Origin of the sequence: Aquimarina sp. U1-2 (assembly GCF_017897595.1) — a bacterium.
Classification (GTDB): Bacteria; Bacteroidota; Bacteroidia; order Flavobacteriales; family Flavobacteriaceae; genus Aquimarina.
This window is the reverse complement of sequence record NZ_JAGKIK010000010.1, coordinates 138,722-160,378: the sequence shown is the minus strand read 5'-3', so window position 1 is coordinate 160,378 and position 21,657 is coordinate 138,722. Positions and strand designations below refer to the sequence as shown.

General features: G+C 35.4%; 21 protein-coding genes. 4 read left to right on the top strand and 17 right to left on the bottom strand.

Annotated elements, in window-relative coordinates:
* Positions 1-56: 56 nt before the first annotated feature.
* The 4 genes from J8281_RS13735 to J8281_RS13720 form a co-directional block, all read right to left on the bottom strand.
* Complete coding sequence (locus tag J8281_RS13735) at positions 57-1,214, bottom strand: Fic family protein (RefSeq protein ID WP_210198210.1); 1,158 nt, start codon at positions 1,212-1,214, stop codon at positions 57-59.
* A gap of 231 nt (positions 1,215-1,445) precedes the next feature.
* Entirely contained in the window at positions 1,446-3,908 is a 2,463-nt protein-coding gene (locus J8281_RS13730) for a ribonucleoside-diphosphate reductase subunit alpha (RefSeq protein WP_210198209.1), read from the bottom strand.
* A gap of 335 nt (positions 3,909-4,243) precedes the next feature.
* A complete protein-coding gene (locus J8281_RS13725) occupies positions 4,244-5,221 on the bottom strand; it encodes a ribonucleotide-diphosphate reductase subunit beta (RefSeq protein ID WP_210198208.1) in 978 nt (325 codons plus the stop codon).
* Between the two features lie 618 nt (positions 5,222-5,839).
* Positions 5,840-6,409: a DUF3109 family protein gene (locus J8281_RS13720; protein ID WP_210198207.1), complete on the bottom strand. Its 570-nt coding sequence runs from the start codon at positions 6,407-6,409 to the stop codon at positions 5,840-5,842.
* 386 nt (positions 6,410-6,795) lie between these two features.
* Between J8281_RS13720 and J8281_RS13715 the strand changes: the two genes are divergently transcribed.
* Together J8281_RS13715 and J8281_RS13710 are read left to right on the top strand one after the other, a co-directional pair.
* Positions 6,796-7,368 (top strand): MarC family protein, encoded by a 573-nt coding sequence (locus J8281_RS13715; protein WP_210198226.1) that lies wholly within the window; start codon positions 6,796-6,798, stop codon positions 7,366-7,368.
* A 144-nt stretch (positions 7,369-7,512) separates the two neighbouring features.
* On the top strand, positions 7,513-7,713 hold the full coding sequence (locus tag J8281_RS13710) for a hypothetical protein (RefSeq protein WP_210198206.1): 201 nt from the start codon (positions 7,513-7,515) through the stop codon (positions 7,711-7,713).
* 466 nt (positions 7,714-8,179) lie between these two features.
* On the opposite strand, the gene J8281_RS13705 is transcribed toward J8281_RS13710, so the two are convergent.
* The 4 genes from J8281_RS13705 to J8281_RS13690 all read right to left on the bottom strand — a co-directional run bounded on the left by J8281_RS13705 (position 8,180) and on the right by J8281_RS13690 (position 11,188).
* On the bottom strand, positions 8,180-8,485 hold the full coding sequence (locus J8281_RS13705; RefSeq protein WP_210198205.1) for a hypothetical protein: 306 nt from the start codon (positions 8,483-8,485) through the stop codon (positions 8,180-8,182).
* 17 nt (positions 8,486-8,502) lie between these two features.
* Positions 8,503-10,086 (bottom strand): S41 family peptidase, encoded by a 1,584-nt coding sequence (locus tag J8281_RS13700; protein WP_210198204.1) that lies wholly within the window; start codon positions 10,084-10,086, stop codon positions 8,503-8,505.
* Positions 10,086-10,517, bottom strand: coding sequence for a dCMP deaminase family protein (locus J8281_RS13695; RefSeq protein ID WP_210198203.1), 432 nt, complete (start codon positions 10,515-10,517; stop codon positions 10,086-10,088). Before J8281_RS13695 ends, J8281_RS13700 begins: the two co-directional genes overlap by 1 nt.
* A gap of 86 nt (positions 10,518-10,603) precedes the next feature.
* Entirely contained in the window at positions 10,604-11,188 is a 585-nt protein-coding gene (locus J8281_RS13690) for a HupE/UreJ family protein (RefSeq protein WP_210198202.1), read from the bottom strand.
* A 276-nt stretch (positions 11,189-11,464) separates the two neighbouring features.
* Here J8281_RS13690 and J8281_RS13685 point away from each other — a divergent pair, with 276 nt between their 5' ends.
* On the top strand, positions 11,465-11,851 hold the full coding sequence (locus J8281_RS13685; RefSeq protein WP_210198201.1) for a hypothetical protein: 387 nt from the start codon (positions 11,465-11,467) through the stop codon (positions 11,849-11,851).
* A 35-nt stretch (positions 11,852-11,886) separates the two neighbouring features.
* On the top strand, positions 11,887-12,432 hold the full coding sequence (locus J8281_RS13680; protein WP_210198200.1) for a hypothetical protein: 546 nt from the start codon (positions 11,887-11,889) through the stop codon (positions 12,430-12,432).
* A 212-nt stretch (positions 12,433-12,644) separates the two neighbouring features.
* Here the strand turns inward: J8281_RS13680 and J8281_RS13675 are convergent, their stop codons facing one another.
* The 9 genes from J8281_RS13675 to J8281_RS13635 all read right to left on the bottom strand — a co-directional run bounded on the left by J8281_RS13675 (position 12,645) and on the right by J8281_RS13635 (position 21,545).
* Positions 12,645-13,181 (bottom strand): pyridoxamine 5'-phosphate oxidase family protein, encoded by a 537-nt coding sequence (locus J8281_RS13675; protein WP_210198199.1) that lies wholly within the window; start codon positions 13,179-13,181, stop codon positions 12,645-12,647.
* Between the two features lie 26 nt (positions 13,182-13,207).
* A complete protein-coding gene (locus tag J8281_RS13670; RefSeq protein ID WP_210198198.1) occupies positions 13,208-13,612 on the bottom strand; it encodes a DUF2452 domain-containing protein in 405 nt (134 codons plus the stop codon).
* On the bottom strand, positions 13,609-13,887 hold the full coding sequence (locus tag J8281_RS13665) for a TIGR03643 family protein (RefSeq protein WP_210198197.1): 279 nt from the start codon (positions 13,885-13,887) through the stop codon (positions 13,609-13,611). The genes J8281_RS13670 and J8281_RS13665 overlap by 4 nt, the downstream gene beginning before the upstream one ends.
* A 3-nt stretch (positions 13,888-13,890) precedes the next feature.
* Positions 13,891-15,378, bottom strand: coding sequence for a cryptochrome/deoxyribodipyrimidine photo-lyase family protein (locus J8281_RS13660; RefSeq protein WP_210198196.1), 1,488 nt, complete (start codon positions 15,376-15,378; stop codon positions 13,891-13,893).
* Positions 15,368-16,900, bottom strand: coding sequence for a cryptochrome/photolyase family protein (locus J8281_RS13655; RefSeq protein WP_210198195.1), 1,533 nt, complete (start codon positions 16,898-16,900; stop codon positions 15,368-15,370). The genes J8281_RS13660 and J8281_RS13655 overlap by 11 nt, the downstream gene beginning before the upstream one ends.
* Before the next feature lie 2 nt (positions 16,901-16,902).
* Positions 16,903-18,204: a DASH family cryptochrome gene (locus J8281_RS13650; protein WP_210198194.1), complete on the bottom strand. Its 1,302-nt coding sequence runs from the start codon at positions 18,202-18,204 to the stop codon at positions 16,903-16,905.
* Entirely contained in the window at positions 18,197-18,340 is a 144-nt protein-coding gene (locus J8281_RS13645) for a DUF2256 domain-containing protein (RefSeq protein ID WP_210198193.1), read from the bottom strand. The genes J8281_RS13650 and J8281_RS13645 overlap by 8 nt, the downstream gene beginning before the upstream one ends.
* 82 nt (positions 18,341-18,422) lie before the next feature.
* Entirely contained in the window at positions 18,423-19,067 is a 645-nt protein-coding gene (gene pdeM, locus J8281_RS13640) for a ligase-associated DNA damage response endonuclease PdeM (protein ID WP_210198192.1), read from the bottom strand.
* Positions 19,068-19,082: 15 nt separating this feature from the next.
* The gene (locus J8281_RS13635; protein ID WP_210198191.1) at positions 19,083-21,545 is read right to left on the bottom strand and encodes a ligase-associated DNA damage response DEXH box helicase; all 2,463 of its coding nucleotides are present in this window, start codon (positions 21,543-21,545) and stop codon (positions 19,083-19,085) included.
* Positions 21,546-21,657: the final 112 nt, after the last annotated feature.

The window sequence follows — 21,657 nt, the reverse complement described above, 5'->3', positions numbered from 1 at the left end:
CTCGAAATTGAAATATTGTTTTCAACGAATGCCTCTTGGACTTGCCCTGAGGTAATTTACTCGTTGAGGGGAATATATCCTTCATTCCCAAGTGCATTTATCATTCCTCTTATCAAAAAATTATTCACAAAGTTTAAATGATATTTATTCCCATTTTTCGACTCGGCTTTAAGCATTTTTTTTTCTTTCAAACTCCTGATTTTCCTAGAAATTGTTGTCTGGTGTACCTTTTTAAGTATAGTTTTCAAATCTCCTGCTTGAATCACTTTTTTTTGTGCCGCTATTTTTAAAATTAAAAATTCTTCCTCATCTATATATTTCATTTTTAATGAATAACTTAGTGATGGTAATAATAAGTTATTTAAAACAAACTGTTCATCTGTAAGTTTTTCTATTTTTTCTATTTCATTTTTTAATCCGCGTAAAACATAAATCGACCAATTCTCAATGTCAGAATCATTTCCTTTATCAGCTTTTGACAATAATTCATAATACTTCTCTCTATCAATACAAAATATAGCGGTAGGATTTAATATTTGTCCAATATTTACTTGAAATCCAGTTCTAACCAACATTGCGTATGTGAACAAACGACCAGTTCTTCCATTACCATTCCCGAAAGGGTGAATCCACATAAACCGATGATGAGCAACGGCTACTTTCAATAAATCATATTGTGCAGGTACATCTTCATTAACAAATTTAAAAAGCTCATCCATTAATTCTTCAACCAAATAACCCGGTGGAGGTATATGGTCAGTTCCTTTAATTTCTACCTGCTGTTTTCTATAATTCCCTGGAGTATAATCTCCTTCTCCATTAGGGAAAGGAGTCAAATTCTTTACAATAATCTTATGCAATTCGCTTATGAACCCTCTGTTTATTTCTTGTTCGTTGACTATCTCGTCAACCCAACGCATGGCTCTTTCAATATTTCTTATCTCTTCCACTTTTTCATTAACAAATGGTCTATCTTCTAATTGGGTTTCAATAAACTGGGATATTGTAGTGTTGTTACCTTCAATCCGAGCAGAGCCAATACTTTCTAATGTATGAAAAAGATCTTTTAGTTGAAAAAAGACGAAAGGATTAGTAGTTCCCTTTAATTGCAATCTTCTCAAGTGTTCAAGTTCTAGAACTAAGGATGTCAATTCACCACCAAATTCTGGATGAGGTAATTTTAAATCAAATCTCTTAAATTTTTTAGCTTTCAAATGTTATAATACTTAGCAAAAACAAATATAATCAATTAGCACAAGTATTGATAAACATGTCAATAAATAACGCGTCACACTGCATTTAAGACTACAAACATTTACTTCTAAAGGCATGCAACTTTTAGCATTTTAGTTTTTATATTCTTAGCACCTTTAGCAAAAAAGTTAACTACACAAAAAGGGAAGCTCTTAACGATACTTCCCTTTTACCCTATATAAATCAAGGTCTTATGACCCACACATTAAACAATCGTCTCCTTCAGCTTCTTTTGATTGCGCAATTAATGCTCTTAGCTCTTCTGGAGATAGAGAGGTTCCTTCTGGAGAAACAGGCGCTTGCTTTGGTTGCTCTTTGGTTGCTTGTGCTTCCATAACTTGCGCTGCCGCTACAGCTACCTTTTCTGCTTGTGGTGCTTCTTGCTTCTCACTTTTGAGTGTAAACTTAATAGCATCAACTGCAGATTTTGTTCTTAAGTAATACATTCCGGTTTTTAATCCACTTTTCCAGGCATAGAAATGCATAGATGTTAATTTTGCCATGGTGGCTCCTTCCATAAAGAGATTAAGTGACTGTGATTGATCGATAAAATACCCTCGATGACGTGACATATCAATAATGTCTTTCATACTCATCTCCCAGACCGTTCTATACAGTTCTTTGAGCTCTTGCGGAATGATATCTATATGTTGAATCGATCCGTTTGCCCGCATGATAGCGTCTTTAAGCTCATCGTTCCATAGCCCTAATTTAACAAGATCTTCTAGTAAATGTTTATTTACCACAATAAACTCCCCAGATAATACACGCCTGGTATAGATGTTACTGGTGTAAGGTTCGAATGCTTCGTTGTTTCCTAAAATTTGAGAAGTAGATGCTGTAGGCATTGGCGCTACCAGTAATGAATTACGCACACCATTTTTAAGTACTTGCTTGCGTAATTTTGCCCAATCCCAGCGACCGCTTAATTCTTCATCTTTTATTCCCCATAAATTATATTGAAATTCTCCTTTTGATATTGGAGATCCTTTGTATGTTTGATAAGGTCCATCTGCCTTTGCTTCTTCCATAGAGGCAGTAACAGCAGCAAAATACAGGGTTTCAAAAATTTCCTGATTTAATTTTTTAGCTTCATCACTCGTAAATGGTAAACGTAATTGTATAAACGTATCGGCTAATCCTTGTACACCTAATCCTATAGGGCGGTGACGCATATTTGAATTTTCAGCTTCTTTTACCGGATAAAAATTTCGATCAATGACACGATTTAAATTTTTGGTAACACGCTTCGTAATCCTGAAAAGTTCTTTATGATCAAACTTGCCATTTTTAACAAACATGGGTAATGCGATTGATGCAAGATTACATACTGCAACTTCATCTGGACTGGTATATTCTAGAATCTCTGTACACAGATTGGATGAGCGAATAGTCCCCAGGTTTTGCTGATTCGACTTGCGGTTTGCAGCATCTTTATACAACATATACGGTGTTCCTGTCTCTATTTGAGATTCCAATATTTTTTCCCAAAGTTCGCGTGCTTTTATAGTTCTACGCCCTTTACCCTCTGCTTCGTACCGTGTATAGGTTTCTTCAAACTCGTCGCTATGCATATCGAATAACCCCGGGCACTCGTTAGGACACATTAAGGTCCACTCGGCATCATTTTGTACCCGTTCCATAAATAAATCAGGCACCCACATGGCATAGAATAGATCACGGGCACGCATTTCTTCTTTACCGTGGTTCTTTTTGAGATCCAAAAAATCAAAAATATCGGCATGCCAGGGTTCTACGTAAATAGCAAAAGACCCCTTTCTTTTTCCACCGCCCTGGTCTACATACCGTGCAGTATCATTATAAACTCTTAACATAGGAACGATACCATTAGAGGTACCATTGGTTCCTGCAATATACGATCCTGTAGCACGCACATTATGGATAGATAATCCTATACCACCTGCAGATTGAGAGATTTTTGCCGTTTGCTTTAAGGTATCATAAATACCATCGATGCTGTCATCTTGCATGGCTAGTAAAAAACAAGAAGACATTTGTGGTTTGGGTGTTCCCGAGTTAAATAAGGTAGGCGTGGCGTGTGTAAAGTATTTTTTTGACATTAATTCGTATGTCTCTATAGCGGCATCCAAATCGTTACCGTGAATCCCAATAGAAACTCTCATTAACATATGTTGAGGCCGCTCTGCAATTTTACCGTTAATTTTAAGTAAATACGAGCGCTCTAATGTTTTAAAACCAAAATAATCATATCCAAAATCACGGTTATAGATAATTGTAGAATCCAATTTCTCTTTATTGGCAACGATAACATCATACACCTCATCTGAGATTAATGGTGCTTTTTTGCCGGTTCGCGGATTTATATACTCATAGAGATCGGTAATAACCTCAGAAAAAGTCTTCTTTGTGTTTTTATGTAAGTTAGATACAGAGATACGTGCAGCAAGCTTCGCATAATCTGGGTGTGTTATGGTCATTGTAGCTGCAATTTCTGCAGCTAAATTATCAAGTTCACTCGTTGTCACTCCATCATACAATCCTTCAATCACTCTCATCGCCACCTTTACGGGATCGACTAGTGGATTGAGTCCATAACATAGTTTTCTTACCCTAGCGGTAATCTTGTCGAACATTATAGGTTCCTTACGGCCATCTCTTTTTACTACATACATACGTCGTTTTGGTTTTTAAATTTTCTTTTTACAAAGAAGTTGATATTAATTCGTGTTACTGTTTTTTATATACAAGTCAATTTTATTGTATGCTACCCTTATAAAATAGGATATCAAAAACACTACTCTGTTTAAAAACAAGAGTAAGTTTTTATAACATACAATATTGTGACTATTTCCCGTCTTTGTTTATGTGTGCTTTTATAACAAAGCTGTATCAAACTGAGCTAATCCTAATAGTAAACAGAAGAAATATGTTTGACTAGCTCAGAATGAATATATTATGAATTTTGTGCAATGCTTTAAGATTTAGTCTTCCTAGGAATGACTTTTACTTAAAAATCAGCATCAAAACTTATTTTATTTTCTTCGGTGTCTTTATTAAGCACCCCTGCTTTTTGATATTCTGAAACTCGCTTCTCAAAGAAATTGGTTTTACCTTGTAATGAAATCATATCCATAAAATCGAATGGATTAGCGGTTCCATACTCTTTCTCACAACCTAGTTCTACTAACAATCGATCGGTTACAAATTCTAAATATTGCGTCATTAGTTTCGAATTCATCCCGATAAGACTTACAGGTAAAGATTCTGTGATAAATTCTCTTTCGATATTTAATGCATCTACCAAAATTTCACGAATTCTGTCTTTTGACACTTTGTTAACCAAATGATGGTTATGAAGGTGAACGGCAAAATCACAATGCACGCCCTCGTCTCTTGAGATCAATTCATTAGAAAACGTAAGCCCTGGCATCAAACCACGTTTCTTCAACCAGAAAATAGAACAAAATGCTCCTGAAAAGAAAATTCCTTCAACTGCCGCAAAAGCAATTAAACGTTCTGCAAAAGAGTCTGACTCGATCCATTTTAATGCCCAGTCTGCTTTTTTCTTAATGGCAGGGAAATTTTCGATAGCATTAAACAATACATCTTTTTCTTTTTCGTCTTTTACATACGTATCGATAAGCAAAGAGTAGGTTTCAGAATGAATATTCTCCATCATGATCTGAAAACCATAGAAAAACTTCGCTTCGCTATATTGCACTTCGTTAACAAAATTTTCAGCAAGATTTTCGTTTACAATTCCGTCAGAAGCTGCAAAAAACGCTAAAATATGCTTGATAAAATAGCGCTCATCGTCTGTAAGTTTAGTAGACCAATCGGTAATATCCTGATGTAGATCGATTTCTTCGGCAGTCCAGAAACTAGCTTCAGATTTTTTATACCATTCCCAAATGTCATGATGTTGAATAGGAAAAATAACAAATCGATCTTTATTTTCTTGCAAAATTGGTTCTACTGCACTCATCTTAATTTTTTTTACGGTTTTTTTAGAATTTTTCTTTTCAAAGGGTCTTACAAAGATCAAGAAATAGGTCAAAAGTTCTCCTAGAAGTTAGCAAACGTTTTCAACAAAGTTTTCAACACGAACAAATTTCACTTATTGTTATACGAGTCATCAAAATAGAATATAACAAATTGATTATCAATTTAATAAATATAAAAATGAAAGATGTTAATAAGAATGTTAGCAACCCCGCGAAGCCCTTATTTAGCACTTATTCACAAGGTTTTTGATGCTATGATTATGTTGAAGAAAAACAATAAAATTACGCTAAAACCGTAACTACAAAAAGTTTTAATTTTTGCAAAAATGAGGGCTTACAACCTTCAAAAATGACGGGTACATAGCTCACTTTTCAGCTGAAATCTAGCATAAGTTAGGTAAAACTATCGATTAAGAGCATATTTCAAAAGTTTTTATTTACACCCAGATTACGCATTATGAAATCCCCGCCTGCCATTTTATTTAGAAAAAGGCGGGCAGGTATTACGGGAAGAAACGGGTATACCTATTTTAACTATGAAATTTATGTGCTCGAAATTGACGTTAACTGTTATAATTCAATAATTTACACGACAGGTACTATGTTTTCAAATTTTCAGCTACTTTCTCTAGTTCGATATACCAATTTTCACCAAATTTTCGGATGAGTGCTTCTTTTACAAATTTATATACAGGAACTTGTAGCTCTTTCCCCAGAGCGCAGGCATCATCGCAGATATCCCACTTATGGTAGTTCACGGCAGAAAACTCTGAATACTCCTGAACTCGTATGGGGTATAAATGACAAGAAATAGGTTTTTTCCAGTCGATTTCACCTTGATTGTAAGCTTCTTCTATAGCGCACATCGCCGTTCCTTTATCATCAAAAATCACGTATGCACAGTCTACACCATCTATAAGAGGGGTTTCTAATTCGCCGGTAGAAGTTTGTACAGCTGTTCCTTGCTCTTCGATTGCTTGTATACCTTCTTTACGCAAATACGACTTAACAATTGGATATACTTCTTTCAATTTTTGAACTTCAGACTTTTCAAGGGGAGCTCCTGCCTCACCATCAATACAACATGCTCCTTTACAAGCTGATAGATTACAGACGAAATCTTTCTCGATAATTTCTTCTGAAACAATGGTTTTTCCTAACTGAAACATGGGACAAATATAAGAACTCGTTTCAACTTTTTCCAATAGGTTGTACAATGAAAAATTCTGTATTCATCAAAAGTAGTATACCAAGTTTTTAGGTGCGCATGAACAGTACTAGCCCAAGTATCAGAAATTAAGACCGCTTCGCTTTAGGAATCAAGAAACTAGACAATTTTTCTGTTTTGACTCTTGGTTGTAAAAGTCTTAGTGTTTGTTTGTTACGCCTGGATACTTTGCTTAATGGGAATTCATTTGATTAAACTGATAACGTTGCATACAATATAATACCTCTTCCACTTTAAAATTACTCATTAAAACAAAAAGTCAAGATGGGTTTATCTATTTATTTAAGAAACTCTAGTACATTTGTACAAATATTGAAACCATCATTTATGAATTTTGATCTTAAAGAAGTCCTGACTGCCAGCATGATCTTGTTTGCGGTGATCGATATTGTAGGTAGTATTCCTATCATAATTGACCTTCGAAAAAAAGTAGGACATATACAAAGTGAAAAGGCATCAATTGTAGCTGCTATCCTTATGATATTATTTTTATTCGTTGGTAAACAAATATTAAGTCTGATAGGTATCGATGTTAATTCATTTGCCGTTGCCGGATCTTTTATTATATTCTTTTTGGCCATAGAAATGATTTTGGGTATACAACTTTATAGAGATGATGCTCCTGAAACCGCCGCAGTTGTTCCTCTTGCTTTTCCATTGATAGCCGGTGCAGGTACTATGACTTCGATTTTATCTTTAAGAGCAGAATATCAAACCATCAATATTGTTATTGCTATCGTTATAAACATTATCTTTGTATATATTGTATTAAAATCTTCGGGTAAGATTGAAAAAGTTTTAGGAAAACAAGGGATTAACGTAGTGCGAAAAATCTTTGGCGTTATTTTATTAGCAATTGCTGTTAAATTATTTGCTACTAATATTAAAGGTTTATTCTAAGACAAGAAACCACTTGCTTTAAATACTACAATAAACTGATTTTAATACATTTATTTTGATTTTTTCTATTGAACTGATTTAAACTTTTTTCAATTTGCTAAAAAACAAAAAGTCAAGATAAGTCCAATTTTAAACTATAACGTTTTGAACTATTTTATCTACTTATTAATTGCTATTGCCACCACTCTAATGATCTACAATGCCACACATTTAGATCTAGACAATATTTTGGCAAAAGATAGCAAAACTGCACTAATTGGTATGTTTGCCTCTGCTTGTGCCATTATTCTTATGTGTATTTTACTCGTCTCGAGAAAAATTCAACAAAAAAAGAAGAATACTTGATTGTATTCTTTCTTACTTTTCTAGCCTAGTCAAAATTTAGCTAAAACCCGTTGTTTATTTTGATTTTTGAATTCGAAATCAGTCAATTCCGAGCACTTTGACAAGCTTAGGATAATAAAGGATTTTGAATTCGAAAAGCTATTCTCCATACCCCGAATCCAGTTGAGGGCAGGTTAATACCAAATCTACTATAAAATAACAATATTGTCTGGTTAAAGAGAATAGACCGCTGCGCTGCTAGAAAATAGAACAAAGACTTAGTTGTAAATACTTGTCTATTATGGTTTTTGAAGTAAAGGTGATACAGTTTCAAAATAAGTTGTCAAATTTTAAAAAAGCAAGGTGTCTTTTCTATAAACTCATAAATTCTTAATGGTAATAGAGGTTTTCAGAGCGTATCAACTTTTTTATCGGACAGTAATGATAAAATAATACAAATTTCCTTGTTCATTTTCTTTACTATTTCTTACAGAAGGAAAAAACATGTAATAATTACCGGCGGAATAGAAATGACCATCAAGATCATAAAGAAATTGTGTAATTTTCTGAATAGTAGTGCTCTTTTTAATGATTTTCGCAGCTTTATATCTTCAGATGAAAAAATATGCTCTCTAATAACATCTGCAGAAACATACGAAGTATCTACAAGAATGTCGTGTTTTAAAAAAATAGCCGCACTATTGTCTAACAATCTAAAGGCAACCGCTATAATGAAGAAAAAAAGTGGTGAGCAAATGGCAATAGCGATTAGATATTCTTTAAATTCTGACATATATTTTTGAGGTATAATTATTCTTGTTTGGATAGCGATACGACTTTGTTAATCATGGCATCATCTGTATTAATGATTCTTTCAAATTCATCAGTACCAAATAACTGTTGCGCCATGGTGGCTTTTAGGTATTTTTTAAGTTGTTTTTGATAATTTTGTAAATGAATCTCCATGCCTAATCCCTTGGCATATGTTAAAAAACCTTCTGCAAAATCATCTTCTACCTCAAAACTTTTAGTAAACTCTTTTTTTGAGAGTGCATTATAGAAACTTCGTTTTTTGTCCAATTCTTCGAATACATAACGCCCCATGCGACCCGAACGTAATAGATAATTTAAAGTCTCGGCTACGCGTGTTGTGTCTCTACTCACAAAGATATCGGGTATAATTCCGCCGCCCCCATACACTGTTTTACCGCCCGGAGTTTTAAATTTTAAAGAATCGGCTACCTGTATGCTATCTGCATTTTGTAATTCACCATTTTTATAGCGTTCTAAATATTCGTTAAAATATTCTTTGTTTCCATTACTGTAAGGTTTTTGAATAGAGCGGCCGGTTGGGGTATAATATCTAGAAATCGTTAACCGTATAGCACTACCATCGCCAAGCGCCATTTCTCGCTGCACAAGTCCTTTACCATATGAGCGTCGCCCAACGATCGTACCTCGATCATTATCCTGAATGGCACCAGCAAAAATTTCACTGGCCGAGGCCGAATTTTCGTTAATTAGTACGTAGATTTTACCATTTTCGAAGTTTCCTCGTCGGGTTGCAAAATTATTTTCGATAGCACCCTTCTTATTTTTGGTAAACATAATGAGCACATCATCTTTTAAGAACTCGTCTGCCATTTTTAACGCCGGAGCAATAAACCCTCCCCCATTATCTCGCAAATCAATAACCATTTGTTGAGCACCTCTACTTTTAAGAGAATCCAACATCTTTTTAAATTCTTTATATGTAGTTTCAGCAAAACGGTTAATTTTAATGTATCCTAAGTGCTCTGTCAGCATATATGCTGCGTCTACACTTTGCAAGGGCACCTTACCTCTTTTAACAACCACGTCGAATATACCTTTACCTTTTCGAAAAACTTTGAGCTGTACCTGGCTATTGAGCTCGCCCTTTAGTTTATCTGCTAATCGATCGCTTAGCAAACTCTCTCCATACAGTGTATCATTATCAGCCATTAGAATTCTATCACCTGCTTTTATTCCCGATCTTTCACTGGGCCCTCCCTTAATGGTATTGATTACACTTATGGTGTCTCGATACGGATAATAAGTTACCCCGATACCGATAAAGTCCCCTTGCATACTTTCGGTAATTCCTTCTAATTCTTCCGGAGGGATGTATACAGAATGAGGATCCAGGTTTTCTAAGATTCTATTTACGGTTACATCTACAATACTATCTGTATTAATTTCATCTACATATTCATAGTCTATATAGTCAATAAGACGATTTAGCTTTTCCTTTTTGGCATTTGAAGAAAATAACTTAGTAGAAGGGTTGCTAAAATCTAATTTACTTCCTAAAAATACTCCAGCTCCAACTGCCAGTCCCAAAAACAACGGTAAGTATTTTTTTTTATATCCCATTACTCTTCTAAATCTGTAATCTGTTCTATTTCTACTCCTGCTTTTTCGAGAAAAGTAAGACCTGAATTATCTTTATAGTCTGTTTGATAAACAATACGTTTAATCCCGGCCTGATGAATCAATTTGCTACATTCTTTACAAGGTGACAAGGTAATGTATAGTGTTGCCCCTTTACAGGATTGTGTAGAAGATGCAACTTTTGAGATTGCATTAGCTTCTGCGTGCAAAACGTACCATTTGGTATACCCGTCTTCATCTTCACACGAATTTTCGAACCCTGTAGGTGTTCCATTAAATCCATCTGAAATTATCATTCTATCTTTTACAATAACCGCACCAACTTTTTTGCGTTCACAATGTGATAATTTCCCCCATTCTCTAGCAATTCGTAGATAGGCCTTATCGTATTTTAGCTGTTTCTTTTTAGACATAGGGTAGACCGCAATAGGTATTCATAACAATCAAAGTACGAATATATTATTACCATGTGGCAATTACAACTTCAACCGCCAGTTAATTACCAAATTTTATTAGCCATTAACATAGGGATCACCATACCTATAACGATAGAAGAAACAATAAGAATCCAATCGCGCTTAGAGAATCTAAAAAAAGTTTGAACAATAAAGCTAATAAGCACTACTACAACGACAACGACTATCTGAGCCAATTCTATCCCCAAGGCAAACTCGATCAGGGGTACTATTTTAGAACTCACATTACTACTAATAGCTTTAAAGTAGCTAGAAAAACCTAAACCGTGTATTAATCCGAAGAAAAGAGTGGTGCCATAAAGAACTCCGATTTTACCATTTTTTGAACTGCTCTTGGTAGAAAGCAGGTTAAAAATTGCGGTGATTAAAATAGTAACCGGTATCAAAAATTCTATAAGTTTTGAATTCACAGATACCACATGATATACCGCCAAAAAAAGCGAAATCGTATGCCCTAAAGTAAATAAAGTAACTAATGCTAGTATTCGTTTCCAATTATCAAATGTATATCCAACGGTAAGAACTACTAGAAATAGGATATGGTCGTAGGCATTCCAATCCAGCACATGACTGAAACCTAACTTTATATAGAGCCAAAATTCTGACATAATTTATTTTTTGAGGTTGGCTCTAAAATACAATTAAATACAATACTGAAAAAATAGATAAAAAATTCTTGCCAAAAATTTGAAAAGAAGTCTAAAAAGTTATCATTCTAAGTGAAGTAAAGCAATGTGTCGAGCTTGACTTGCTGATAAATATATTACCGCTCTCTTACAATAAAACACGTAGTTACCAACAGAAAAAATTAAAATACTTACATTTACTATTAGAAATAGTAATAACCAACCTATGTTTTATTTCTTCAACACAAAAAACTAATCATGAAAAACCTGAATATTAATACTATTCTACAAATCATAGCTTTATTGTTCTTGATCATTATAGGATACATGAGTTTTAGTTCGGGGTCTAAATGGGAAATTATACAACAACAGCTTAATACAGCCCAACAAGAACTAAAAACTTCAAAAGAAACGTTACAAACGACAAAAATTGCCTTAGAAAATTCGAGAGAAGAATTTAAAAAAATGAGGCTTCAAAAAGATCTTATGATTCATAAGCGAGATTCTCTAATCTTTGATTTTAAAAAGAAAAATGCCAAAGATTGGGAAGAATTACAGCGTATCAAAGATTCTATAAAATTTACGAATGATAAACTAGCTGAAGATAAAGCGCTAATCAATAGTCTTTTTGGCATTAAAGAATGATAATAACCTAGCTTTACTTTTAACTCTACACTATTATGAAACATCTATTCTTTTTTCTAGTGCTATTCACTAATTCTCTTTTTTTTGGACAAGATATCGATGAACTGAATGTTATAGAGATTCCTGAATCCTATGCAGATCGAAAAGGAGAGCCTATTACCGTAAAAAAAGATAGTCTTTACATATTTCGAACACCCAATATCTATTTGGTGAATGCCAAATCTTTTCTCGCCATTAAAAATGTCTACCTAAGCACTCTTGAACAAGATAAAATGACCGAGTCCCTTATCGAAAAATATAGCGAAACTCTAGGCCGGAATATTGAATTAGAACGCCTGTTAAAAATTAATTTTAAAACCTCAGACAGTCTTGATCTCGAAGTGTACAAGAGAATGCAAACCACACTTTCTAATACAGAAAGAGCGCTAGATTTTACCTTAAGTAGTTTAGAAAAAGCTTCAAATAGTCTTGAAATCGTTGAGAAAAATGCGAAACGCCAACGCAGAAAGAGCACGTTCGAAAAAATTCTTTTTGCTATTGGCGGAGTAGGAATAGGAGTATTGGTTGGTGTTTCTTTGTAATTTTTGAAGTATACCTATGCAAGGTTTAGTATATCTGGATATCTAATAATTATAATTGAATATCCGTATTTAATTATAATGTCATCCCCTGTTATGCTGAACTTGTTTCAGCATCTCATAAAGATATAGGTAGTCAACACCTTATGGCTTGAGACCCTGAAACAAGTTCAGGGTGACGCATAGATTATGAGTCTTAACAGATATTCATATAATTATATATCAGTTTTGAAATTATCAATACTGAAACTATTTTTTTCTTTACGATAGGCCTTGAGGCGATCTTCACCTTGCTTCTCTGCCCAGGATGCCAACATGGTTCTTTCTTCTTTAAATTCCATAAAAGGTACAGCATAACCGCAAGAAGTTTGTACGGTATCGACTTGAATTTCTACAATTTGTCGAGCGCCCATAATCTTCGGAAAAAGAGTGATAAAAGAATGATATGCTTCATCTCGTTCATGATATATTGTTGCTTTTCCATACAATCTCAAGATCAGAGGTTTTCCTTCAAAAGCACAAAACATGATTGTAATTCGATTGTTCTGAAGCAAGTGAGCGGCTGTTTCATTTCCGCTACCGGTAAGATTAAGCCATACTACCTGATTGGGTCCCAAAACTCGAAAGGTATCCATGCCCTTGGGCGAAATGTTAACTCGCCCCTTTGAAGCAGCAGTCCCTACGAAGAAAATTTTTTGATTTGCGATAAACGTTGCTAGATCTTCACTTATATCTGTAAACAGTTTTGCCATACACTAAAATCACATTATATTTTGAATTATAGACTTTCCCACATTTTATCGGCATTGAGACGAAAGGTCCCCAAATGATCAAAACTACATTCTGCCGGAGCAATAATTGATAAAAATGGCTGCGCTTGTTTATTTTTGTACAAGTGATACACCTCTCCTACGACAGGTTCAAAATTAAACTTTGCACTATAGACCAAATTATTGTATTCGAATTCTTTAATCAAATTGTCATACTCTGCCTTTAATTCATCATATTTGGCCTTAATTTGTTTATTGACCTTGTGGATATTGGTATTTTTCCATGCAATCGTATCTGTTGTAGTGATTGCCGGAGCAGCAAGATCTGTTGCATATGGTTTTAATGAAGCATCATAGTTTTCATTCTCTTCGTCAAAAACAACCGCGTCTGGTTTTTTCTTCTTAGTCTTCATCGTTTTGAGATTTTATTATGCGTAATTTGTCGTTGTCTTGTACATTTAAATCTTCCGTCTTCAAAAACGCGTTTTTTCAAGTGTTTTGTTTTGCGACCTTGCACTCGTTTTCTCCACATCTTAAAACTGGAGGCCTTCATTTCTCTACGCATCAAATTAATGACTTCTTGTTCTTTTAAGCCAAACTGTACTAAAATAGCATCAAATGGTGTACGGTCTTCCCAGGCCATTTCTATGATCCTGTCGATATCTCTTATAGATAATTCTTTTTGCATTTTTTACTCTAAATTTTTTCGGTTGGGCAGTGTATGCTTTCTTAAAATACGATAACTCTCTTTTTTAACCAGAGGATCATCTTTCATTCCCCAAAGTGCATCGCTTGCTCTTTTGCGACTCTTATCTATATCTACGATGGGATACGGGTAATCTTCTCCCAAAACAATATTATTAAATTTTTGATCCAAAATAGTCATTTTAAAAGGTTCATGAATAAATTCGACGGGGACATTCTGTAATTCTGGCACCCATTTTTTTATAAAAATACCCTCGGGATCGTGAGAAATACTATTTTTGACAGGGTTGTAGATTCTTAGCACATTAATTCCTGTTTCTCCTGCCTGCATCTGCAATTGCGGAAAGTGAATTCCTGGTTCAAAATCTAAAAACAAACTCGATAAATAGGCACTCGCCTCTTGCCATGGTTGCCATAAATTATGCGTAAAAAAAGAAACCACCATCGCTCGCATTCTAAAATTGAGATACCCGGTTTCTTTAAGGCAACGCATACATGCATCTACCAAAGGATATCCGGTATTCCCTTCTTGCCAAGCCTTTTGGTATTCTTCAGAAACTTTTTTCTTCAATTTATGAAATCCTTTATTCACACTTTCAAATTCCATAATTTCTTCCATCTCAAACTTCTGAATAAAATGTACCTGCCAATACAATCGCGAAGTAAAAGCATCAATTTGTTTTTTGTTTTCTGATACTTTTCTAAACTCCATAGCATATTGCCAAACCTGCCGGATAGATAGATTTCCCCATGCCAAATAGGGTGATAATCGACTACATCCTTTGCGAGAAAGCTCTGGTTTTGAAATGTAAAAGCTATAATCTTTGTATCTGCCTTTGTAAAAAAAAGAATATAAATATTTCATCGCCGTAGTCGTTCCTCCTCGTTGAAAATTCGATGTTTTTGACACCTCCAAATTTTCTAAACTAAAGACTTCTTCAACTTCTTTAATTGTTTCTAGCGGAATAAAACTATGCGTACCCGGTTTGAACTCAAATTGAGGTTCTGACATGTATCGTTCACAATCCTCTCTCCAGCCCTTTCTGTTTTTTCTTCCTCTTGAAATTCCGTTATTCCCGTTCTCTTGCCATGTAATTAAATTATTTCTACAAAACGTCCTGAAGTTTTTGTCCCGATCGTATGTTTTTTTTATTCCAGTTTCCTGATGAGAAAAAACGGTATCTATTTTCCAAAATTGCTGTAACATTCCGAAAGCCTTAATTACTTCCGAAGAAACACAAAGCACCTTGGTATTGCAAGCTACTAACTGCTCATTGATATCCTGTAATGATTGCTTTATAAAATTCCAATGGCGTTCACTGTAATGCGCGTCTTCTTTCAAAGAATTTTCAAAAACATATAATAAAAGTGTTGGCGTTCCTGATTGTATCGCTTTGTATATCGCTTCATTATCCTGCAGTCGCAAATCTCTTTTAAACCAAACAATATTTACCGTTTCTTTTTTAATATTCATCGGGGTTTTCAATTATAGCATTCGCTCGTGTTTTAAGAGCTTTCAATTTATTCGTATCCATTTTATGAAGCGTACTCAACATCATACTCATGCGCTGGTTGTCTTTAAAATACTCTTGCTTTTCATCTAAAAAATTCCAGTACAATGCATTAAAAGGACAGGCATCTTCTTCTGTTCGTTTTGAAACCTTGTAATGACAATCTTTGCAGTAATTGCTCATTTTATTAATGTAACTACCACTAGATACGTAGGGTTTGGTAGCAATAATGCCTCCATCGGCATATTGACTCATCCCACGGGTGTTGGTTATTTCTACCCATTCTATCGCATCGATGTATACACCCAGGTACCAGTCGCAAACTTCGTCGGGGTGAATCATGGTAAGTAATGCATAATTACCTGTGATCATTAGTCGTTGAATATGGTGAGCATAAGCATCATCTAAACTTTGTTTGATACTGTGATGCAAACAATTCATTTTGGTATCGGCAGTCCAGTAAAACTCTGGTAGCTTGTTTTGATTATCAAGTTTATTACTACGCTTATAGCTTGGCATTTCTTTCCAATAGATACCTCTCATATATTCTCTCCAGCCTATGATCTGCCGTACAAAGCCTTCGACCTGGGAGATATCTATCTCATTTTTATGTGCTCGCCAATATTCAATTACGGTTTCTACGACTTCTTTTGGATGTAACATTTTACTATTCATGGCAAAAGACAACCGACTATGGAATAGAAATTTTTCTTCGGTATGCATGGCGTCCTGATAATCTCCGAAATGTACTAACAGATGCTCACAAAAATAGCGTAACACCGATAAGCAATCGGGTCGGGATGTTGGCCAATTGAAAGTATCGGGGTCGATAGTCCCCATAGTTATTACCTGATGATCTTCGATCATTTTAATGATCTTAGACACATCTTTTCTAAATCCTCTTTCGTGGGGGATGTCGTGTTTACCCGTCCATTTTTTACGATTACTGTGGTCAAAGTTCCATTTTCCTCCTTCGGGATCCTTATCATTCACCATCATAATGTCATATTTCTTTCGCATATAGCGATAGAAATATTCCATAGTGTATTGTTTTTTACCCTCATAGAATTTGGTTAGCTCTGTACGTGATGTTAAAAAATGTTCGGTGTCATAGACTTGGGTATCTATATCAAGACCATAACAAAACTCTTTTAATTGTTCATCTAACCTGTATTCATCTGGCAATTGATATTCAAACTTTTCGGCTTTTTTATCATGTATCAGGTTCTGAAGATTCTGGGTCACATCCTGCTCATTTGATGTATGATCTAATTCAAAATAGACGACTTTATGCCCTCTTTCTACCAACCAATCTCGAAAATTACGCATGCTCTGAAAAAAAGCCACTACTTTTTGAATGTGATGACACGTATAATCTGTCTCCTGGCGCATTTCGGCCATAAAATAGCATACCTCATCGTTGGTATTAGCGTACCAAGAATGCTTATAATTAAGCTGATCCCCCAGAATAAGTCGTACTGTCATTGTTAAAATAGTTTTGATTGCAACCAGAGGTTTTGATAGTTCTGTTTAGGATCATACCGCTCTGCTTGTGTTTTTATATTGAATTTTCGATCTCTGGGGTCATTGCCAACACCGGCAACATAAAGCCAATTTCCATAATTGCTATGTACGTCATAATCCAGTAACATTGACTCGAAGTACGCTGCACCAATTCTCCAATCCAGTTGTTGTTCTTTGGCAAAAAAGGAAGCTACATTTTGTCTGCCCCTATTGCTCATCCATCCTGTATATTTTATTTCTAACATGTTGGCATTAACAAAGGGTTCTGATGTTTCGCCATTAATCCACTGCTTTATCAGCGCTTCATCGGTGCTCCATTGATACTCTTTATGAAGAATTCCTCCGATTTTAAAAATATCATTTTGATGTTTAAGCGCTATGTATTTAAAAAAATCTCGCCAAATCAACTCAAATATAAGCCAATAGGTCGACTCATTTTTGGTAACTTGCTGCTCGTATTTTTTAATTTCATGGTATACCGTTCTCGCAGATATGCTTCCATTGGCAAGCCATGCCGATAACTTAGAACTATAATCTCGCCCCACAAGACCGTTGCGTGTTTTTTTATAATAAGAAAGCTTTTTTGTGTCCCAAAAATAGGTTTCTATTCGATGTAGCGCTTTATCTTCACCACCAGAAAAAGGAAACGCAGTTCTACTATCTTCCGTATAATCTTCGAATCCCAATGTTCTTAAAATTGGAAGCTCAGTAGGATTCTCTATCCTATTACTTTCAGGAAGCGGTTTGATTTCAATTTTCGGGCGAACGGTGACATATTTTTCACATTTCTTTCTAAAATTGGTAAATACCTGCGGAATATTGTGTAACGCAAACGGAATATCATCTGGATGAAATAAGAATTGATCAAAATCCTCGTGCCAGGTAACCTCATATCTTTCAACTGCGTTTTTTACGGCATTAGTTATAGCTGTTTCTTCCTTGGTCCATTCTTTTTGTGTGTATACATTGGATATATTTCGACCTTCAAAAAACTGAGGCATTACATCTTCAGGATGTTGCTGATATATGAATAATGGAATATGAAGCCGTTCTAAATTTTCTCGTAATGCGGCAACCGTCTCCAAAAGAAATTTTGCTCGGTATTTCTCGGTTTTTTTGAATCCGAATACGTCTGTCTCAAAATATCTTGGGTCAAAAAAATAGACGGCGATTACCTTCTCATTTTGCTGTATCGCTTTTTGCAAGCATACATTGTCTTGAGTACGCAAATTATTTCTAAACCAAACCAGTCCTGTATTACCCATGAATTTGTTTTTTATTCCGTTTACAACGTTCGCTACAATATTTCACCTCATCCCAACATCTTGACCATTTTTTTCTCCACGTAAATGGTTTTTTGCATACCAAACACATCTTTTGAGGCAAGTGAGACTTTTTCATATTCATTTATGTTTAACAAATTTATTAAAACATTAAACAAAAAAGAAATTACTAGGAAAGGTTTAACAGATTTTATCCAAGTTTAGGTTCTATTTACCTGGATGACTTCTCTTTCAGTAATCGCGTAGACGTTATCGTGTATGGTTGGTGTAAGTATATACTTACCTGTAAATGCACCAAAAGCCGGTAAAATCATTTGATCGGGAGAATTGAAAAAGCAAGGAACCGATAACCATTGTCTTCCTAAGCCTTGTAATCGCACCCCCGGATGAATATGTCCTGCAATATTAAAAGCATGCTCTCGCTTTTCGGGAATATGGGTAAGAAGCACTGATCCAATTTGCCATTCATCTGTAACATCGACATGTACTCTTTTGTATTGTAATGGTGAAATAATGTCATGATTCCCAGCAATAAGAATAATCTTTGATGAGACTTGCTCGATCCATTGCGTAAATAGTAGCCATTCGGTATTGAGATAGCTATGAAACAAATCCCCCATAAAACAAAGCACTTTGGGCTGAAAATAAGCAAGTACCTCGTCTAATTTTTCAAAATTGTGTGAGATTACCGATGCTGGTACAGCGCTTCCATGTTTTCTAAAGTGTGAAACTTTACCTAAATGAACATCGGCAATAAGCAGCATATCGGTCTCGTGCCAGTATAAGGCGCCGCTAGGGTGTAGTGTAAATGTTTGATGATAAGAAGAAATAGTGACTGTTTTCATTTTGCAGTCACAAAGCTATGATTTTTCTAGCTGAATGGTCATTTTTTTAATACGATCTGCCAGTTTTTCTGAAGAGAGTTTTTCGCGAAGTCGATCTGTAATGATGGGAAAAGAGAATGGCGTGGGTTTTTCACAGATTTTCCAAAGGATGTCTTGTTTAGCGATACGCTCCATCGCCAATTGCAATCTACCTTCTTCTAATTGATGTTCAAAAGTCTCAATAAAGGCTTGCTGAAACAACAGATTATTAGGTTCATATTCTTTAAAAACATCAAAAAGTAGTTGAGAACTGGACTGAAGGTGCTTACTTTTTAATAACTTATTGGGATACCCAGTAAAAACCAATCCCGAAATCACGGCAATATCTCTAAATTTACGTCGAGCCATTTCAGTAGCGTTTAAGCTTTTTCTAAGATCACTACTCAAATAATCGGTGGTAAATAACTCATTATCCAATACCTGTTGCATATCGATTTCTTGATCAGACAAAAGTTCAAAACCGTAATCATTGAATGCAATAGAAAATGTAATGGGCGAAAGCAGACTAATGCGATAGGCTAGTAAACTGCCCAAAGCCTCGTGCACAAAACGACCCTCGAAAGGATAAAAAATAGCATGGTATCCCTCGCGGGTTTTAAAGGTTTCAATTAAAAATTGACTGGGATCAGGGACAATGCTTTCTTGTTTTTGCTTATGAAAGATGTGAGACAATGCTTTAATTTCTCTCGAGACCCCCAAAGAGGTATTTGCCAGGTACATTTCTTCTCTTAGCAGTTCACTCATTTCTGAAGACAAACTCATTCGACCCCCCATCCAGCTGGGTACTTTTGCAGTTTTTTTATTTGATTTTCTAACCAGCACCTGCATGTTTTTGACTTTAAATAGCTCTAAATTACGTCCGGCGAAGGTAAATACATCTCCAGGCTTTAATTTGGATACAAACCATTCTTCTATTGACCCTAAAAATCCGCCTTTCATATACTTTACTGTCAAAATAGCATCACTTACTATAGTACCAATTTGCAATCGATGTCTCATAGCTACTCCCCGGCTATTGATCTTAAATTTTCCGTCGGCATCAATTTCTACTTTTTTGTATTCGTCATAAGATTGTAGGCTTTGAGCTCCTATAGTAATAAAATTTAAGACCCATTGATATTGTTCTTCAGTAATGGATTGAAAACAGAAGGTTTGCTTAATTTCAGGAAAAATATCTTCTGGAAAGAATCCATTAGAAACAGCCAGGGTAGTAAGATATTGTACCAACACATCGTAACTGTTAAGATACGGGACTCTATCTTCAACGATTTTATCTTTTACTGCTTTTTGCAAGGCTGAAGCTTCTATGAGTTCTATGGCGTGAGTGGGTAAAAAATAAATGACACTTTCTTTACCCGGTTGGTGGCCGCTGCGCCCTGCACGTTGCAAAAATCGAGCTACACCTTTGGGCCCACCTATTTGAATGATGGTTTCTACGGGAGCAAAATCTACTCCCAAATCCAGACTCGAGGTGCATACTACAGCTTTAAGTTGTTCATTTCGTATGGCATGCTCTACCCACACTCTAGTTTCTTTATTAATGCTACCGTGATGCATGGCAATCTCGCCGGCCAATTCAGGATGTTTTTCTAAAATTTTTTGAAACCATATTTCGCATTGTGATCGGGTATTGGTAAAGAGTAATGTGGTTTTGCTCGCTTTGATAATAGGAATAACTTCTTCTAACAAATGCAACCCAAGATGCCCCCGCCACGGAAAAGTTTCCATTTTTTTGGGGATGATTGATTTAACTTTTATTCTTTTATTAATATTGGCCTTGATTAACACTGAATGATGAAAAGCCCTAGTATCGGGACCTAATAACACTTCTCGCGCTTGTTCGAGATTACCTATAGTTGCTGAGATTCCCCAAATTCGAAGCTTTGGAGCTATTGTTTTAAGGCGTGATAATGCCAATTCTATCTGCACCCCTCTTTTGCTACCCAAGAGCTCATGCCACTCGTCGACCACAATAGCTGTGACATCTTTGAATGTTTTGTCATAGCCTTTGCTTGCTAAAAGAAGATGCAAACTCTCGGGAGTCGTGATCAACAAATCGGGCATTTTTCTTTTTTGAGCAGCTCTTTCTTTTTGATCGGTATCTCCTGTTCGTATGCCTACGGTAAGCGGCACATCTATACCGTTTACAAAACGTTCTGCAGCTTGTTTAATTTCTACTGAAAGTGCTTTAAGCGGGGTAATCCAAACCGCTTTAAGCCCAGGTTGATGTTTTGAACGATACTCAGGATGTTTTTTAATGTATTCTAAAACGATAGCTACCCAAAGTGCATAGGTTTTACCACTTCCTGTTGGAGCGTTTAATAATCCATTTTTACCCTGCAAAAATGTGGTCCATGCCTGTTTTTGAAAGGGAAAAGGTTTCCACCCCTGGCGGTCGAACCAATCTAATGCAATCTGCTGTACCTCTTTTTTATTCATTTATCCCAGAGTATGTATTAGAATTTTGTAATGAGGGTTGAAATACCAATAAAAATAAGTGTTTTCTCAATGTCATCATAGCAGTCTACCTTGAGCGGGATCGAAGGACTAC

Excerpts from the sequence above, each read along its gene's own strand:
- J8281_RS13730 (WP_210198209.1), bottom strand. The coding sequence starts at position 3,908 with ATGTATGTAGTAAAAAGAGATGGCCGTAAGGAACCTATAATGTTCGAC.
- J8281_RS13725 (WP_210198208.1), bottom strand. The coding sequence starts at position 5,221 with ATGAGTGCAGTAGAACCAATTTTGCAAGAAAATAAAGATCGATTTGTT.
- J8281_RS13720 (WP_210198207.1), bottom strand. The coding sequence starts at position 6,409 with ATGTTTCAGTTAGGAAAAACCATTGTTTCAGAAGAAATTATCGAGAAA.
- J8281_RS13715 (WP_210198226.1), top strand. The coding sequence starts at position 6,796 with ATGAATTTTGATCTTAAAGAAGTCCTGACTGCCAGCATGATCTTGTTT.
- J8281_RS13705 (WP_210198205.1), bottom strand. The coding sequence starts at position 8,485 with ATGTCAGAATTTAAAGAATATCTAATCGCTATTGCCATTTGCTCACCA.
- J8281_RS13700 (WP_210198204.1), bottom strand. The coding sequence starts at position 10,086 with ATGGGATATAAAAAAAAATACTTACCGTTGTTTTTGGGACTGGCAGTT.
- J8281_RS13695 (WP_210198203.1), bottom strand. The coding sequence starts at position 10,517 with ATGTCTAAAAAGAAACAGCTAAAATACGATAAGGCCTATCTACGAATT.
- J8281_RS13690 (WP_210198202.1), bottom strand. The coding sequence starts at position 11,188 with ATGTCAGAATTTTGGCTCTATATAAAGTTAGGTTTCAGTCATGTGCTG.
- J8281_RS13685 (WP_210198201.1), top strand. The coding sequence starts at position 11,465 with ATGAAAAACCTGAATATTAATACTATTCTACAAATCATAGCTTTATTG.
- J8281_RS13680 (WP_210198200.1), top strand. The coding sequence starts at position 11,887 with ATGAAACATCTATTCTTTTTTCTAGTGCTATTCACTAATTCTCTTTTT.
- J8281_RS13675 (WP_210198199.1), bottom strand. The coding sequence starts at position 13,181 with ATGGCAAAACTGTTTACAGATATAAGTGAAGATCTAGCAACGTTTATC.
- J8281_RS13670 (WP_210198198.1), bottom strand. The coding sequence starts at position 13,612 with ATGAAGACTAAGAAGAAAAAACCAGACGCGGTTGTTTTTGACGAAGAG.
- J8281_RS13665 (WP_210198197.1), bottom strand. The coding sequence starts at position 13,887 with ATGCAAAAAGAATTATCTATAAGAGATATCGACAGGATCATAGAAATG.
- J8281_RS13660 (WP_210198196.1), bottom strand. The coding sequence starts at position 15,378 with ATGAATATTAAAAAAGAAACGGTAAATATTGTTTGGTTTAAAAGAGAT.
- J8281_RS13655 (WP_210198195.1), bottom strand. The coding sequence starts at position 16,900 with ATGACAGTACGACTTATTCTGGGGGATCAGCTTAATTATAAGCATTCT.
- J8281_RS13650 (WP_210198194.1), bottom strand. The coding sequence starts at position 18,204 with ATGGGTAATACAGGACTGGTTTGGTTTAGAAATAATTTGCGTACTCAA.
- J8281_RS13645 (WP_210198193.1), bottom strand. The coding sequence starts at position 18,340 with ATGAAAAAGTCTCACTTGCCTCAAAAGATGTGTTTGGTATGCAAAAAA.
- pdeM (WP_210198192.1), bottom strand. The coding sequence starts at position 19,067 with ATGAAAACAGTCACTATTTCTTCTTATCATCAAACATTTACACTACAC.
- J8281_RS13635 (WP_210198191.1), bottom strand. The coding sequence starts at position 21,545 with ATGAATAAAAAAGAGGTACAGCAGATTGCATTAGATTGGTTCGACCGC.